A 15354-nucleotide genomic window follows, 5' to 3' on the forward strand; every position below is an offset into this window, starting at 1 on the left:
CTCACGGGATCCGTCCCGTGCGACACCGACCGGGGGCCGTCGCACTGGTGGCGCGTCGCCAGGTCGTGAACACTGACCGGATGAGGATCCTCCCGTGCGGCCACGACGGCGTGCTCGTCGAGGTGACCGACGCCGCCCAAGCAGTGTCGCTGGCGCGGTTCGCGCGCCTGGGCCGGGCCCCTGCTGTCGACGTGGTCCCCGGAGCGGCAACGGTGCTCTTCGACGGGGTGGGGGACCGGTCCGCGCTGGAGGAGCTGTTGGCTCGCTGGTCCCCGGAGGAGGCGGAGACGCTCGGACCCCTGGTGGAGCTGCCGACGACGTACGACGGAGCCGACCTCGCCGACCTCGCCGATCTCTGGGGCACCGACGTGGCCGGGGTCGTGGCCCGGCACAGCGGCATCGACTTCGTCTCGGCGTTCTGCGGCTTCGCTCCCGGCTTCGCCTACCTCACCGGGCTGCCCGAGGACCTCGCCGTACCTCGCCGCGAGACCCCCCGCACGCGGGTGCCGGCCGGGTCGGTCGCGCTCGCCGGCGCGTGGTGCGGGGTCTATCCGGGCGCGTCGCCCGGGGGGTGGCAGCTCCTCGGCACCACCGACGTGGGGCTCTGGGACGAGACCCGCGACGAGCCCGCGCTGCTCGCTCCGGGCACGCGTGTCAGGTTCGTGCCCCGATGAGCGCGGGGCCGTCGGCGTCCTGGCACGTCGAGGAGGCGGGCGCGCTCGTGACGGTGCAGGACCGCGGGCGTCCCGGGTTCGCGCACCTGGGTGTCCCGCGGGCGGGCTGGCTGGACCCGGCAGCCGCGACCCTGGCCAACCGGCTGGTCGGCAACGAGGAGGACTGCGCGGTGCTCGAGGTGTCCGGCGGTGGCATCACCCTGCGGCACGACGGGGCGGGGCGGTGGGTGTCGGTCACGGGAGCCGACTGCTCCGTGGAGGTGGGCGGTGCCGCCCGCGACCATGGGGCGGCCACATGGCTGCATCCTGGGGCCGGGTTGCGATTGGGACCGGCATCCAGGGGGGTCCGCAGCTATCTGGCGGTCGGCGGTGGCCTTGCCGTCGAGCCGGTGCTCGGGTCCCGCTCGACCGACACCCTCGCCTGGGTCGGACCCCCGCAGGTGCACACGGGCAGCGTCCTGCCCGTCGGTCCCGTGATGGGTGCGCCGCCAGGCGCCGACGTCGCCACCGTCCGGCGCCACGGGCCCCTGCGGGTGCTGCCCGGACCGCGCCTCGACTGGTTCGGTGCCGACGTCCTGCACGAGCTCTGCGCCCAGCAGTACGTCGTCTCGCCCAGCTCCAACCGGGTCGGGCTCCGTCTGCAGGGGAGGCCGCTCGAGCGATCGCGGCCGGGCGAGCTGGCCAGCGAGGGCATGGTGCTCGGAGCCGTCCAGGTGCCCCCGGACGGACAGCCTGTCGTCTTCCTGGCCGATCACCCGACCACCGGCGGCTACCCGGTGATCGCCGTCGTGCTCGGTGAGGACCTCACGTCCTGCGCGCAGCTGGGCCCGGGCGAGCCCGTGCGGTTCACGCTCGCCTGATCAGCCGCGTCGTACGAACTCCGCAGAGGCCTCGATGGCCTCGAACCCCATCTGCACGTTGATCGCGACCATCCAGTCGTTGGTCTCGGCGTTCTGGGTCTTGACCCGACGCAACTCGGGGTGGGCGGCCTGCACGGCGCGCAGGTTGGCCGCCTTCACGGCGAGGCCGAGATTGCGACCGCGGTGCTCGCGATGCACGAAGGTGCCCCACTGGGAGGCGTCGAGCCGACCCGGCGGTGGCACCGAGATGGTGGACTGGGCGGCCACGGTCCCGTCGGGCGCGATCGCGACCGTCTCGTACATCGTGCGGCCGGCGGCGACGAGGGAGGCGCGGGCCTCGGTGAACCGCTCGGGACTGATCTGCTCCTCCTCCCAGTCGACGTCGCCGGTGGGGGCATCGACCTGGAGCTGCCCGATGAGCACCACGAGCGAGGGCACGAGGTTGTCGGGGATCTGGTTGACGAACGTCTCGATCCGGTAGTCGCTGCCCTTCGCCGCAGCCTGCTCGGACCAGGCGTCGAGTCGTGCCTCGGCGACCGGCAGGTCGAGCAGTCGGACGATCTCCACGTTGGAGAGGGTGAAGCCGGCCGCCTCGGCGAAGCGCCTGGTGCGATGGTCGGCCAGCCGGTCCAGGGGCAGGAGTGCCTCGGTCATCAGGACGCTGCGACCGGCGTCGCGCGCCACGGAGGCTGCGTGCTCGAGGAGGGCCCGGCCGTGGCCTCGGTGCTGGGCCGACGGGTCGACCTTCACGTCGAGCCAGGCCTTCTCGAGGTTGTCGTGCATGCCGAGGTACGCCGCGCCGAAGCCCACGATGCGCCCGGCGTCGCGGCCCACCGCGAAGTACTGGCGCTCGCCCGGGTCGGGTCTGCGCACTGCTCCGGACATCTCCTGCCAGGACCAGTGCGGCTGATCCTCGCGTCCCAGGAGGCAGGCGCGTCGCTCGAGGTCGTAGACGGCGCGCAGGGACATGTCGTCGGTGACGTCCAGCTCGGTGATCTCCACGTCGGTCGACGCTACGGGGCCTGATCGTCGGGGGCCATCGAATTCTCCGGGAGGTCCTCGTCGGCCTCCGGCGGGCGCCACGGGCGCAGTGCCGGGTCGTCGACGGCGTAGGAGCGCACCGGGCCCGCGGGGGTCTCGGCGGTCTCGAAGCGCACCGTCACCACGCCGCGACCCGAGCCCCACACCCAGCCCCGGCCCAGCTCGTCGTGCGTGACGTCCTGGCCCGGCCCCCAGGTGGTCCTGCGCGACAGCGCCGAGAGGTCGACCGGCTCGGGCTCGCTGGCCTCGGTGGCCTCGTCGGACGACCCGCTCCCGGCGCTCTCGCCGAAGAGGTCGTCCTGGATCCAGTCGGCCAGCCCGGAGACCCCGACGCCGAGCAGCCGCACCCCACCCGAGGTGTCGAGGTCGCCCAGCAGCCCGCGAGCCAGTCGGGCGATCGTGGCACTGCTGTCGGTCGGCTCCGGCAGCGTGCTCGAGCGCGTCAGGGTGGTGAAGTCGTGGGAGCGCACCTTGATGGTGACGGTGCGGCCCGAGAGACCGCTCTTGCGCAGGCGTCCCGCGACGTCTCCGGCCTGGCGCGTCAGCAGGCCCTCCATCAGCTTGCGGTCGGTCAGGTCGGTCTCGTAGGTGCCCTCGACGCTGACCGACTTGGCCTCCCGCTCGGCCACGACCGGACGGTCGTCGTCGGCCCGGGCGAGGTGGAAGAGCCCGGTCCCGTGGGCTCGCCCCACCAGGCGGACCAACTCGTCCAGGCTCACCGTCTCGAGGTCGGCCACGGTGTGGATCCCTGCTCGCCGCAGGCGCTCGTCGGTGGCCGGACCGACGCCGGGGATGACGGTGACCCGCATCGGGCGCAGCAGGTCGACCTCGGTCCCGGGCTCGACCACCACCAGACCGTCGGGCTTGTCGAGGTCGCTGGCGACCTTCGCGATGAACTTCGACGTCCCGATCCCCACGGATGCAGTGAGCCCTCCCGTGGCGTCGTGCACGCGGGCGCGCAGGTCCTGGGCGAAGGCCGTCACCGTCGCCACCTCGAGGTCGGGCAGACCCGCCTGCGCGAGGTCGACGAAGGCCTCGTCGAGCGACAGCGGCTCGACCAGGGGTGAGACGTCGCGCAGCAGTGCCATCACGATGCGGCTGCTCGCGCGGTAGGCGTGGAACCGGCCGGTCAGGAATGCGGCGTGGGGGCACCGTGAGCGGGCCTCGCGCGTCGACATGGCCGAGCGCACGCCGTACTGCCTGGCCTCGTACGACGCGGTGGCGACGACGCCGCGGCCGCCGACGCCGCCCACGACCACCGGCTTGCCCCGCAGCGACGGCTTGTCGCGTTGCTCGACGGCGGCGAAGAAGGCATCGAGGTCGAGATGGAGCACCGATGCCTGCTTGCGCACCCCGGCAACCTATCCCTGGCCCGCGCGTGGGTGCCCACGAGTCGTCCACAAGCGCGTGATGGCCACGCCTGTCCACAGGCGCCCGTTCGCGGGGAGGCGTACGTCGTGGCGCGCGACGAGGGTCTCCCCATGACCTCCACCAGCCCGTCACCCTTGACCTTGACCGCCAGATCGCCGGAGGACCTGCTGGCCCTCGCCCCGGTGGTGCTCGGCTTCTTCCCGACCGAGTCGGTCGTGATGCTGACGTTCGGCGCCGCCGCGCCCTTCCACGCCCGCGTCGACCTGCCCGACGACGCCAGCGGAGTCACCGAGCTCGTCGACGCCCTGGTCGCGCCGGCTCAGCACCATGCCGTGGAGCGGGTGGTCCTCCTCCTCTACGGCTCCGACCTGATGCTGAGTCGTCGGGTCTGGCACGCACTGCGCCACGGCTTCGAGCGGTGCGGGATCCGGGTGGTCGAGGCGATGCGGGTCACCGAGGAGCGGTGGTACCCGTTGACCGGGTCCGACCAGCTGGCCCGACGCACCGGGATCCCGTACGACATCTCGGCGCACCCGTTCCTGGTGCAGGCCGTCGTCGACGGGCGGGTGACCCACGGCTCCCGGGACGCGTTGGCAGCGACCCTCGCCCCCGACCCGGACGCCGTGCGTCGGACCGAGGGGCTCCTTCGCGGCGCCTCCGTCCCCGGCGACCTGCTCACCGCGGGCCTGCTCTCCGAGGGCCTGTGGCTGGAGTCGGTGCTCACCGAGCATCTCGAGCGAGGAAGCGTCCCCGATGACCCCACGCTGGCACGGGTCCTGCTCGACCTGGCTCATCTCGGTCTGCGCGACGCAGCGTGGAGCACCATCTCCCGACCGCGCTCGCGCGCTGCCGTGGCGTTGTGGACCCACGCCGTGACCAGGTGCCCCGATCGACTCGTCGCCGCACCAGCCGCCCTGCTGGCGTGGTCCGCGTGGCTGCACGGCAACGGTGCGCTCGCCTGGTGCGGCGTCGACCTGTGCGAAGGAGCCGATCCCGGCTACGGGCTCGCCCGGATCGTCGCCGAGCTCCTCGAGGCGGCGCACCCGCCGTCGGCGTGGTGCGAGACGATCGACTGGAAGGCCTCGCTGGACCAACCGCCCCGCGCCGGTTGACCCGATTAGGGTGGCGCTCATGGGCGAAGAGGTCGACCTGCAGGAATTCACCTCGTCAGACCGGACGCGGCACCGCGAGAAGGTCAGGCGCTGCCTCGACGTCTTCGCTCGGATGTTGCGCGAGGCCGCGTTCGACACCGACGACCCGATGACGGGCCTGGAGGTCGAGCTCAACCTCGTCGACGACCACGGAGACCCGGCGCTGAAGAACGCCGAGGCCCTCGCGGCCATCGCCGACCCGGACTTCCAGACCGAGCTCGGACAGTTCAACATCGAGATCAACGTCCCACCCGCGAAGCTGCGCGAGCGAGGCCTGGAGACCTTCGAGGACAACCTGCGACGCAGCCTCAACGATGCCGAGGTGAAGTCCGCCGAGGTCGGCGCCCACCTCGTGATGATCGGCGTCCTGCCCACGCTGGCCGAGGGTCACATGGGCCTGCACAGCATCAGCGGCAACCCCCGCTACCGGCTGCTCAGTGAGCAGATCCTGCACGCCCGAGGGGAGGACCTGGTGATCTCCATCGGTGGTGCCACCAGCGGCGAGCGTCTCGAGACGACCTCCGACTCGATCCTGCCCGAGGCCGCCTGCACCAGCACCCAGCTGCACGTGCAGACCTCGCCGGACATGTTCGCGGCCTACTGGAACGCCTCCCAGGCGATCTCCGCGATCCAGCTCGCCGTCGGGGCCAACTCGCCGTACCTCCTGGGGCAGCAGCTGTGGCGCGAGACCCGGATCCCCTTGTTCGAGCAGGCCACCGACACCCGCAGCGAGGAGCTCAAGGCGCAAGGCGTGCGGCCCCGCGTGTGGTTCGGCGAGCGGTGGGTGACCTCGGTGTTCGACCTGTTCGAGGAGAACGTCCGCTACTTCTCGGCACTGTTGCCGATCACCGACGAGGAGGATCCGCTGGAGGTTCTCGAGGCGGGCGGGACGCCGACGCTGTCGGAGCTGCGTCTGCACAACGGGACGATCTACCGCTGGAACCGCCCCGTCTACGACGTGGCCGACGGCGTGCCGCACCTCCGGGTCGAGAACCGGGTCCTGGCCGCCGGGCCCACGGTGGCCGACACGATGGCCAACGCGGCCTTCTACTTCGGACTCGTGCGCGCCCTCGCCGAGAGCGAGCGCCCGCTGTGGTCCCAGATGTCGTTCAGTGCCGCCGAGGAGAACTTCCACGCCGCGGCCCAGCACGGCATCGACGCCCTCGTCTACTGGCCCGGTGTCGGTCAGGTGCGCGCCACCGAGCTGGTGCTCCGGCGGCTGCTCCCACTCGCTCATGAGGGGCTCGCGTCATGGGGCGTCGAGGCGTCGACCGCCGACCGGCTGTTGGGCATCATCGAGGAGCGCTGCCTGCTCGGCACCAACGGCGCCGAGTGGTTCGTGCGGGCGATGGCGGCGCGCGGCGATGTGGACAGGTTCGACGCCTTGCGCGCCACCCTGCGCGACTACCGCTCCCGGATGCACACCAATGAGCCGGTCCACACCTGGTGACGGCCGCGCGCGGTCACGGCCGCGTGGGACGCAGCCGTCGCCAGGTGCGGGAGTCACCACTCAGGGGGTCGCGCCAGCCCTTGCGGGTGACCACGACCATCGACAGGGGGCGACCGAGCTCGTACGCCGCGCCGCGTGCTGCTCGTGCCCAGAGGAGGTCAGCGTCCTGCTCGCTGAGGTCTCCGCGCCGGGTGAGCCACACCAGCAGCGGTGCGTCGGGTCGGCGTACCCGTCGCGCGAGGGCCTCGACGACGTCGGTGCGCAGGGCCTGGTCGAGCTCGTGGTCATCCGGCCGGAAGCAGGCCTCGTCGGTCCCGGGCAGCCCCACGTGCACGACCGGCGGAAACACCCGGCGTCGTTCGGTGACGACGTGGTCCAGCACCGCTCGCCGCAGGTCCCGCTCGGTGGCTGGTGACGACGCCGGGCCCACGTCACCGTCTGCGTCGCTGGTCCGCCAACCGGGCAACGAGATCGACATCCCCCCAGGGTGCCGCAGCGCAGAGGGATCCGCCTGGGCCTCTCCACAGGGTGCCCCCGGCGCGGATGCCGGGTAGCGTGCCGGACATGTCGAGTGTCGTTGTCGGGTACGTGCCGAAGCCGGAGGGTGAAGCCGCGCTCGCCCGTGCGATCGAGGAGGCGCGGCTGCGGGAGGCAGACCTGATCGTCGTCAGCTCCCACCGCGCCCGGACCGGTGAGGGTGAGCCCGACCTCGGCGAGGCGCGCGCGACGTTGGACTCCTCGGGGATCGCCTACGAGGTGCGTCAGCTCACCCGCGGCTTCGAGGCCGCCGAAGACCTGGTCAGCGTGGCCGAGGCGAACGACGCGGTGCTCATCGTGATCGGGCTGCGACGCCGTACGCCCGTGGGCAAGCTGATCCTGGGCTCCAACGCCCAGCGGGTCCTGCTCGACGCCCACTGCCCGGTGCTGGCCGTCAAGGCGTGACCTGCGGGTCCTCCGGCGAGGACCCCGGCTCTGCCGTGGGGTCCGCGGCTGCCGGCCCGACGTCTCGGGTGCGCCCGGCGATCACCTCGTTGAGGTAGCGAAGCACCACCGCCGCGACGGCGACCGCCGGCACCGACAGGAACGCCCCTGCGACGCCGAAGAGCGTGGAACCCAGCACGACGGTCAGCAGCACGACGCCGGCGTGCAGGTTGAGCGTCCTGCCCTGCAGCCACGGCAGGAAGACGTTGCCCTCCAGCTGCTGGACCACCAGCACGATCGCCAGCACGATCAGCGCGGCGACATACCCGTCGGAGACCAGCGCGACGAGCACGGCGATGGCGCCGACGGCGATGGCCCCCACGATCGGCGCGAAGGCGGCGACGAAGGTGAGCACGGCGAGGGGCAGGGCCAGCGGGATCCCGAGCACGACCAGGCCCAGGCCGATCAGCACGGCATCGATGAGCCCCACCAGGGCTTGGGTCCGCACGAAGCCGCCGAGGGTGCCCCAGGCCCGCGAGGCCACCACGGTCAGGTGGTGTCCAGCGGTCGGACCGGCTGTGGCCGCGACCCAGGGGAGGAAGCGACGCCCGTCCTTGAGGAAGAAGAAGGCGAGCACCAGCGTCAGCACCGTCGTCACCAGGGCCGAGGTCACGGCGCCGACGCCGACGAGCACCCCGTTGGCGATCGTGCTGGCGCTGGACTGCAGCCGGTCCTGTGCGGCGCTGACCACCGAGTCCACCTGGGCCTGGGTGACGAGGTCGCTGTCGGCAAAGCGCTGTTGCAGCTCGCTCAGCCCGTCGGAGGCACTGTCCGCGATGTCGCCGACCTGGGAGCCGACGGACGGGACGATGAAGAGCACCGTGAGGGCCACGACTCCGATGGCACCGACCACGGCGGCGCCCGCGGCCAGCGCCGGACCGAAGCCGAGCCGCGTCTCCATCAGCCGGGCCGCCGGTTGCAGGACCGTCGTCAGGATCAGGGCGAGGACGATCGGGAGCAGGATCGTCCAGACCTGGGAGACCAGCCAGGCCACGGCGACGAAGCCGGCGGCGATGACGAGCCAGCGCAACGTCCAGCGTGACACCCACGAGATGCCCGCACCCACGACCTTCTCCCGTGGTGGCAGGTTCGCGGCGGGCTGGATCGGCTCAGGTCGAGGATCGGACATGGGTCCACCCTGCCTCACCGGAGGGTGGTGAGGCACGATCCTCCCGGGTGGGGTAGCGGGTCAGCAGGCGCCCTTGAGCTTCTTGGCCTTGAGCTTGGCGCCGGTCTCGGCCTTCTTGGCCTGCTTGTTGAGCCGCCAGGCGCGCTGCCAGTCGTAGAGCACGCGCGTTCGGCGCATCTCCTGCTGACCCCGTCCGACGAGACTGAGCCTCGGGGTCAGGGCGACGCCAGGAGCTGCCTTCTTGCTCTTCACCGTGGCCAGCGACTCGCCGTCCAGGAACCACGTGATGTGGTCGCGCATCACCTCGATGCCGAAGCTGTGCGGTCCGTCGCCGAGGCGAGGGATCGGGCGCGAGCCCTTCCAGGTCCTCTTGGCCCGCTTCGAGGAGACTCCGAGCTTGGCCTTCCTCGCGTCGAAGGTGACGTCGGCGACGGTGATCGTGTTGGCGCCGCAGTGGTCGTCCTTGGCCTTCTCCGGCACCAGCTCGATCAGGACGCGGTAGTCGGGGCCGACGTTCTCGAAGACGTCGATGCGTCGGCGGAACTCCCATCGGCCGTAGGTCAGGGCGTTGCCCTGGAGCGTGAGCGTGGTGGAGCCGTGGTCGCCGTCGCCGGGGAACTCGCTGATGTTGGTGCTCAGCGCCAGTCCGCCGTTGTAGTGCGCGGCGCGCCCCGACCCGTCGGAGGCGTCGATCCAGCCTCCCTTGAGGGTGCGGCCCCGGTAGGGAGGGCTGGTCAACGACTCGCCGCCCAGCCAGGCGAAGTCCCACTCGGTCGGGCCCCACTTGTAGCGCTGGCTCGCCAGGGGTGTGGCGCCGGGGGAGCGGTACGACGCGGCACCGGTCGGGGCAGGACCGCTGGCCGGGACGATCGGGCCGGAGGCGGTCGTCGGGCGAGCCTCGCCCGGCGCGACCACCGTGACCTCGAGGGGGAACGAGGGGAACCAGCCGATCTCGTTGGCGCCGGTCAGGATGTCGTCCTGGCGGATCCGGTAGGCCACGAGTCCAGGGGCTCCGGCGGTGAGGGTGAACTGGGCGGCGCCGGTCTCCGAGGCCGGCGCGGTGGCGACGGTCCTCCACTGGTTCACCTGCACGCGCTGCTGCAGCGCGAGCTCGCGGCCGGGGAACGGCGGCGCGGGGCGCCCGAGGTTGCCGCGCCCGGTCGGGGTGGTGTCGACGTCGATGGTGAAGTCATCCCCGGACACGACCGAGCCGGGGGCCTGTTCGGGGCCACCGTCGAGCGAGAGCACGACCTCCTGCTGGCGTGGCTCGAAGAGCGCGGCCGGGCTCGTCTTGTTGGTGGTCGTGCGCACGCGGTACTTGATGCCGAAGTTGCTGGGGCCCGGGTACTCGAAGTCGAATCTCCCCTGCGCGTCCGCGGTCGCGATGATCTCGTCGCGCAGGTTCCACTCGTCGCCGGGGCGGTTGGTCAGGGTCTCGATCCGCAGCTTGGCGTTCGGGGCACCATCGATCTGCCCGACGAAGCGCAGCGCCTGGCCGCCGACGAACACGTCCGGCGTCACTGTCAACGTCGAGGCTGCTCGTTGGGCGGAGGCTCCGGGGGCATCCACCCCGGTCAGGAGGCCGATGGCCAGGGCAAGGGTGGTCAGGGCAGCGCCCAGGGGACGTCTCATCGTGCTCTCCTCGACTGGTCGACCCACATGTCGACGAGCGAAGACTAGACCCGCCGCGGGCCGGCGTCCCGAGATTCCAGGACGCAGGCGCCACGGAGTCGGCTGGCTCCCTACGGCTCAGCAGGCCTTCTTGAGCTTCTTCGACTTCAGGCCCTTGCCGACCTTCGCCTTCTTCGCCTGCTTGTTCAGCTGCCAGGCGCGCTGCCAGTCGTAGAGGACACGCGTACGGCGCATCTCCTGCTGCTTCTTTCCGACGAGGCTGAGTCGGGGCGTGAGCGGAACCCCGGGCACGGCCTTCTTGTTCTTCACCGTCGCCAGCGACCTCCCGTCCAGGAACCAGGTGATGTGGGAGCGGGTCAGCTCGATGCCGAAGGTGTGGGGTCCGTCGCCCAGCGCGGGGATCCGGCGCTTGCCCTTCCACGACTTCTTGGCCCGCTTCGACTTCACCCCGATCTTGACCTTGGTGGCGTCGAACTTCACCTCGGCGACGTTCACCGTGTTGGCTCCACAGTGGTCGTCCTTGGCCCTCTCGGGGACCAGGTCGATCTTGACCTTGTAGTCGGGGCCGGCGTCCTCGAAGACGTCGATGCGCCGGCGGAACTCCCACCGGCCGTAGGTCTGGGCATTGCCCTGGAGGGTGACCGAGGTCGAGCCGTGGTCTCCGAGGCCCGGCCACTCGCTCACGTTGGTGCTCAAGGCCATGCCGCCGTTGTAGTGGGAGGCCCGGCCCGATCCGTCGGAGGCGTCGATCCAGCGGCCCTTGAGCTTGCGGCCGCGGTAGGGCGGGTCGGTGAGCGACTCGCCGTCGACCCAGGCGAAGTCCCAGGTGGTGGGACCCCACTTGTAGCGCTGACTGGCGAGCGGGGTGCCGCCGGATCGGGGGAAGGTGACCGTCGTGGGAGCACGGTCGGCGTCCTCGTCGGTGGTGACGGCGGGCGGTGCGAACGACGTCGGGAGCTCGGGGGCGGCTCCGGGCGCCAGCACGGTGATCTCGAGCGGGAAGGAGGGGAACCAGCCGATCTGGTCCCCGCCCGTCTTGAGGTCGGCCTGCCGGATCCGGTAGGCGAGGTCGCCGGGTGCGGGCGCAGTCAGGGTGAACCGGGCGGCTCCCTTGTCGTCGGCGGGCGCGGTGGCGACGGTCCTCCACTGGTCGCCGCGCACGCGCTGCTGCAGGGCGAGCTCGCGGCCGGGGAAGGGCGGCGCGGGTCGACCCAGGTTGCCGCGTCCGGTCGGGGTGGTGTTGACGTCGATGGTGAAGTCGTCGCCGGAGACGACGGAGCCTGGCTCCTGGTCCGGGCCACCGTTCAACGACAGCACGACCTCTTGCTGGCGCGGCTCGAAGAGGACGGCGCTGCTGGACTTTCCGTTCGAGGCGGTCAGCCGGTACTTGATCCCGAAGTTGTTGGGTGCCTGGTAGACGATGTCGAACTCGCCCTTGGCGTTGGTCGAGCCGACCACTGCCGGACGCAGGTTCCACTGGTCGCCGGTCCGGTTGGTCCGGGTCTCGATGCGGATCTTCTTGTTGGGAGCACCGGGGATGGTGCCGACGAAGTTCAGGCCCTGGCCGCCGACGAAGACGTCGGGCGTTGCCGTCAGGGTGGCGGCCCTGCGCTCGGCGGAGACGCCGGGTGACGCTCCCACCAGTGCGAGGGCGGTCAGGGTGGTGGCGAGCGCTGTCGTGGCGCCGACGAGACGTCGTTTCATGGGGGGAGCCTCCTGGTTCGACCCTCGAGGCTAGAGGAGATCGACGCGTCCGTCCGCTGAACCGCCGAACGCGGCGAGCGCGGCGCCGCGGCCCAGCTGGCGTGTGAGCGATGATGAGGACATGGCCATCCACATCACCGGTCTCGACGACGCCGACCAGATCCTGACCGACAACCCGTTCGCGCTGCTCGCCGGCATGATGCTCGACCAGCAGTACCCGATGGAGCACGCGTTCCGCGGCCCGGCCAAGGTCAGCGAGCGCCTCGGGGGATTCGACCCCCGGGCGATCGCCGAGGCCGACCCGGAGGAGTTCGCCGCGTTGTGCAGCGCCACTCCGGCTATCCACCGGTTCCCGGGCTCGATGGCGGCGCGCCTGCAGGACCTGGCTCGCCTCGTGGTCGAGGAGTACGACGGCGACACGGCTCGGTTGTGGACCGAGGCGTCGGACGGAAAGGACCTGATGAGGCGGGTCAAGGCGCTGCCTGGCTTCGGTGCGCAGAAGGCCAAGATCTTCGTAGCCCTGCTCGCCAAGCAGCTCGACGTACGCAAGCAGGGGTGGGAGGAGCTGGTGGGCGACTACGCGTTGGACGGCTATCGATCGGTCGCCGACGTGGTGGATCCGAGCAGCCTCCAGAAGGTCCGGGACTTCAAGAAGGAGAAGAAGGCAGCGGCGAAGGCGCAGGCCTCTTCCTGACATCCTTCGTGGCCGTGGCAGAATGACGTCAGCGGCTCTTGACGACACCGGTCTTTGCCGCGCCCACAATCCGCTTGACCCAGCTTCACCAGAACCAGACCGTCAGCCCCTGCGCAGCTTCACGAGAGGTGTTCGTGTCCTCGAACGCACGCAAGATCCCCACCGAGGTGCTCTCCCACCCCGCCGTCCTCACCCTGATCGACGAGGCGACGGCCTCGGGCTCCTTCAGCCCCGACCAGGTTCGCCGCGCCAGTGACGAGGCCGGGGTCGAGCCCCGCCACCTCAAGTCGCTGCTGGCTCACCTGAGCTCGCTCGGACTGAGCGTGGCGCTGCCTGTCGAGGCCCGCGTGGCGGCCGCGACCGGCACGCGCAAGACCACCACGGCGACGGCCAAGAAGGCGCCCGCCAAGAAGGCTGCTGCCGCCGAGCCGGAGGCCGCTCCGGCCAAGAAGGCCGCGGCGAAGAAGGCGCCTGTCAAGAAGGCTCCGGCCAAGAAGGCTGCGGCGCCGGCGCTGGGCCCCGACGGCAAGAAGGTCCTGCCCGACGTCCCGGACGAGCAGTTCGAGAAGGACGTCGCCGCCGACCCCACCATCAAGGCGGACGAGGAGGAGGCGACTGCCACGTCGTCCTTCGTGGTCTCCGCCGCCGACGACACCGATGAGCCTGCCCAGCAGGTCATGGTGGCCGGCGCCACCGCCGACCCGGTCAAGGACTACCTCAAGCAGATCGGCAAGGTGCCCCTCCTCAACGCCGAGATGGAGGTCGAGCTCGCCAAGCGCATCGAAGCCGGCCTCTTCTCCGAGGAGAAGCTCGCCAAGGGCGGCAAGATCACGCCCAAGGTGCTCGAGGAGCTCGAGTGGATCTCCGAGGACGGCAAGCGCGCCAAGAACCACCTCCTCGAGGCCAACCTGCGTCTCGTCGTCAGCCTGGCCAAGCGCTACACCGGTCGCGGGATGCTCTTCCTCGACCTGATCCAGGAGGGCAACCTCGGTCTGATCCGGGCAGTCGAGAAGTTCGACTACACCAAGGGCTACAAGTTCTCGACCTACGCCACGTGGTGGATCCGCCAGGCCATCACGCGAGCGATGGCCGACCAGGCTCGCACCATCCGGATCCCGGTCCACATGGTCGAGGTGATCAACAAGCTCGCCCGCGTCCAGCGGCAGATGCTCCAGGACCTGGGCCGCGAGCCCACGCCCGAAGAGCTCGCCAAGGAGCTCGACATGACCCCGGAGAAGGTCATCGAGGTCCAGAAGTACGGCCGCGAGCCGATCTCGCTCCACACGCCCCTCGGTGAGGACGGCGACTCGGAGTTCGGTGACCTCATCGAGGACTCCGAGGCGATCGTGCCGGCGGACGCCGTCAGCTTCACGCTGCTCCAGGAGCAGCTGCACGCGGTTCTCGACACGCTCTCCGAGCGCGAGGCCGGCGTGGTCTCGATGCGCTTCGGACTGACCGACGGTCAGCCGAAGACGCTCGACGAGATCGGCAAGGTCTACGGCGTCACGCGCGAGCGGATCCGCCAGATCGAGTCGAAGACGATGTCCAAGTTGCGCCACCCGAGCCGCTCGCAGGTGCTGCGCGACTACCTGGACTGAGCGCCGTGACCGTTTGAGCCTGTTTGTGCAGGTGGGAGGCGGTTTCGGTGCCTGACAGGACGACACGCTAGCGCAGCACAGCGCTTCTAGTCCAGATATCAGGCTACGGTGTGTCCCGTGAAGGTCACCGACGCCGAGCAGCTGGCCCACTCCTGGCAGCTCGCGCTGCGCGCCGAGCGGAAGTCACCGCAGACGCTCAAGACCTACGGCGACGGCGTAGCTCAGTTCCTCGCCTACTGTGCCGAGCACGAGGTCGATCCAATGTCTCGCTCGAGCCTGAACCTGTTCACTGCTCACCTGCTCGACCGAGGAGCCGCAGCCTCGACCGCTCGGGCCCGCCAGCTTGCTGTGCGCCGCTTCTCGGCCTGGCTCGTCGAGGAAGGCGAGATCAGCGCCGACCCGTTCCTTGGCGTGAAGGCCCCCAAGCTCGACGAACGGGTCATCGAGCCGCTCACCAGCGAGGAGCTGCGCGGGCTGCTCAAGGCCTGCATCCCACCCAAGGGCGCCACCCCGACCGAGGCGCTACGCCACCGCCGCGACGAGGCCATGCTGCGCCTGATGCTCGAGAGCGGGATGCGCGCCGGCGAGGTCGTCGCCCTACAGCTCGCCGACGTCGACCTCGCCGGGGGAGTCGCCACCGTCACCCGAGGCAAGGGCGGCAAGGGCCGCGTCGTCCCGTTCGGCCCCGAGGTCGCCCTGGCCATCGACCGCTACCTACGACTGCGCCGAGGCCACCGCCTGGCCGATCGCACCGACCTGTGGCTCGGCGACCGCGGCAAGGGCTTCTCCTACGACGCCCTGCACAAGACACTCGCCATGCGCGCCCAGCAGGCCGGCATCGTCGGGTTCCACCCGCACAAGCTCCGCCACACCGCCGCCCACCGCTGGCTCGCCGCCGGCGGCTCGGAGTCCGGCCTGATGGCTGTGGCCGGGTGGACGCGACCCGACATGCTCATGCGCTACACCAAGGCCCAGGCATCCGCCCGCGCGGCCGAAGAGGCGCGAAGCCTGAACCTCGGCGAACTCTAGACAACCAGGCCCGGCGCGCCGACGTCGCACGAATTCGAGC

General features: G+C 70.9%; 14 protein-coding genes. 8 read left to right on the plus strand and 6 right to left on the minus strand.

The features are described 5' to 3' along the window. The first annotated feature begins 80 nt into the window (after positions 1-80). Positions 81-674 (plus strand): allophanate hydrolase subunit 1, encoded by a 594-nt coding sequence (locus Q1K33_RS18620; RefSeq protein WP_300406244.1) that lies wholly within the window; start codon positions 81-83, stop codon positions 672-674. Beyond that, positions 671-1534 carry a biotin-dependent carboxyltransferase family protein gene (locus Q1K33_RS18625; protein WP_300406245.1) on the plus strand — a complete coding sequence of 288 codons (864 nt, stop codon included), beginning with the start codon at positions 671-673 and terminating at the stop codon, positions 1532-1534. The genes Q1K33_RS18620 and Q1K33_RS18625 overlap by 4 nt, the downstream gene beginning before the upstream one ends. Here the strand turns inward: Q1K33_RS18625 and Q1K33_RS18630 are convergent, their stop codons facing one another. Beyond that, positions 1535-2536 carry a GNAT family N-acetyltransferase gene (locus Q1K33_RS18630; protein WP_300406246.1) on the minus strand — a complete coding sequence of 334 codons (1002 nt, stop codon included), beginning with the start codon at positions 2534-2536 and terminating at the stop codon, positions 1535-1537. Between the two features lie 11 nt (positions 2537-2547). Beyond that, positions 2548-3927, minus strand: coding sequence for a DNA polymerase IV (locus tag Q1K33_RS18635; RefSeq protein ID WP_300406247.1), 1380 nt, complete (start codon positions 3925-3927; stop codon positions 2548-2550). 129 nt (positions 3928-4056) lie between these two features. Between Q1K33_RS18635 and Q1K33_RS18640 the strand changes: the two genes are divergently transcribed. Further along, a complete protein-coding gene (locus tag Q1K33_RS18640; RefSeq protein WP_300406248.1) occupies positions 4057-5058 on the plus strand; it encodes a DUF4192 domain-containing protein in 1002 nt (333 codons plus the stop codon). Between the two features lie 19 nt (positions 5059-5077). Next, on the plus strand, positions 5078-6547 hold the full coding sequence (locus Q1K33_RS18645; protein ID WP_300406249.1) for a glutamate--cysteine ligase: 1470 nt from the start codon (positions 5078-5080) through the stop codon (positions 6545-6547). A gap of 13 nt (positions 6548-6560) precedes the next feature. Here Q1K33_RS18645 and Q1K33_RS18650 read toward each other — a convergent pair whose 3' ends face one another. After that, positions 6561-7025 (minus strand): hypothetical protein, encoded by a 465-nt coding sequence (locus tag Q1K33_RS18650; RefSeq protein WP_300406250.1) that lies wholly within the window; start codon positions 7023-7025, stop codon positions 6561-6563. 86 nt (positions 7026-7111) lie between these two features. Here Q1K33_RS18650 and Q1K33_RS18655 point away from each other — a divergent pair, with 86 nt between their 5' ends. Further along, the gene (locus tag Q1K33_RS18655; protein WP_300406251.1) at positions 7112-7489 is read left to right on the plus strand and encodes a universal stress protein; all 378 of its coding nucleotides are present in this window, start codon (positions 7112-7114) and stop codon (positions 7487-7489) included. On the opposite strand, the gene Q1K33_RS18660 is transcribed toward Q1K33_RS18655, so the two are convergent. The 3 genes from Q1K33_RS18660 to Q1K33_RS18670 form a co-directional block, all read right to left on the minus strand. After that, on the minus strand, positions 7479-8657 hold the full coding sequence (locus Q1K33_RS18660) for an AI-2E family transporter (RefSeq protein ID WP_300406252.1): 1179 nt from the start codon (positions 8655-8657) through the stop codon (positions 7479-7481). The two genes, Q1K33_RS18655 and Q1K33_RS18660, sit on opposite strands and share 11 nt — an antisense overlap. 60 nt (positions 8658-8717) lie before the next feature. Continuing rightward, complete coding sequence (locus Q1K33_RS18665) at positions 8718-10289, minus strand: hypothetical protein (protein ID WP_300406253.1); 1572 nt, start codon at positions 10287-10289, stop codon at positions 8718-8720. 117 nt (positions 10290-10406) lie between these two features. Beyond that, on the minus strand, positions 10407-11993 hold the full coding sequence (locus Q1K33_RS18670) for a hypothetical protein (RefSeq protein WP_300406254.1): 1587 nt from the start codon (positions 11991-11993) through the stop codon (positions 10407-10409). Positions 11994-12114: 121 nt separating this feature from the next. Here Q1K33_RS18670 and Q1K33_RS18675 point away from each other — a divergent pair, with 121 nt between their 5' ends. From Q1K33_RS18675 to Q1K33_RS18685, 3 genes are all read left to right on the plus strand, one after another. Continuing rightward, a complete protein-coding gene (locus Q1K33_RS18675) occupies positions 12115-12687 on the plus strand; it encodes an HhH-GPD-type base excision DNA repair protein (RefSeq protein ID WP_300406255.1) in 573 nt (190 codons plus the stop codon). A 329-nt stretch (positions 12688-13016) separates the two neighbouring features. Continuing rightward, entirely contained in the window at positions 13017-14285 is a 1269-nt protein-coding gene (locus tag Q1K33_RS18680) for an RNA polymerase sigma factor (RefSeq protein WP_300406257.1), read from the plus strand. 117 nt (positions 14286-14402) lie between these two features. Then, the gene (locus tag Q1K33_RS18685) at positions 14403-15314 is read left to right on the plus strand and encodes a tyrosine-type recombinase/integrase (protein ID WP_300406256.1); all 912 of its coding nucleotides are present in this window, start codon (positions 14403-14405) and stop codon (positions 15312-15314) included. Positions 15315-15354: the final 40 nt, after the last annotated feature.

This window comes from Nocardioides sp. (assembly GCF_029937575.1).
Classification (GTDB): Bacteria; Actinomycetota; Actinomycetes; order Propionibacteriales; family Nocardioidaceae; genus Nocardioides.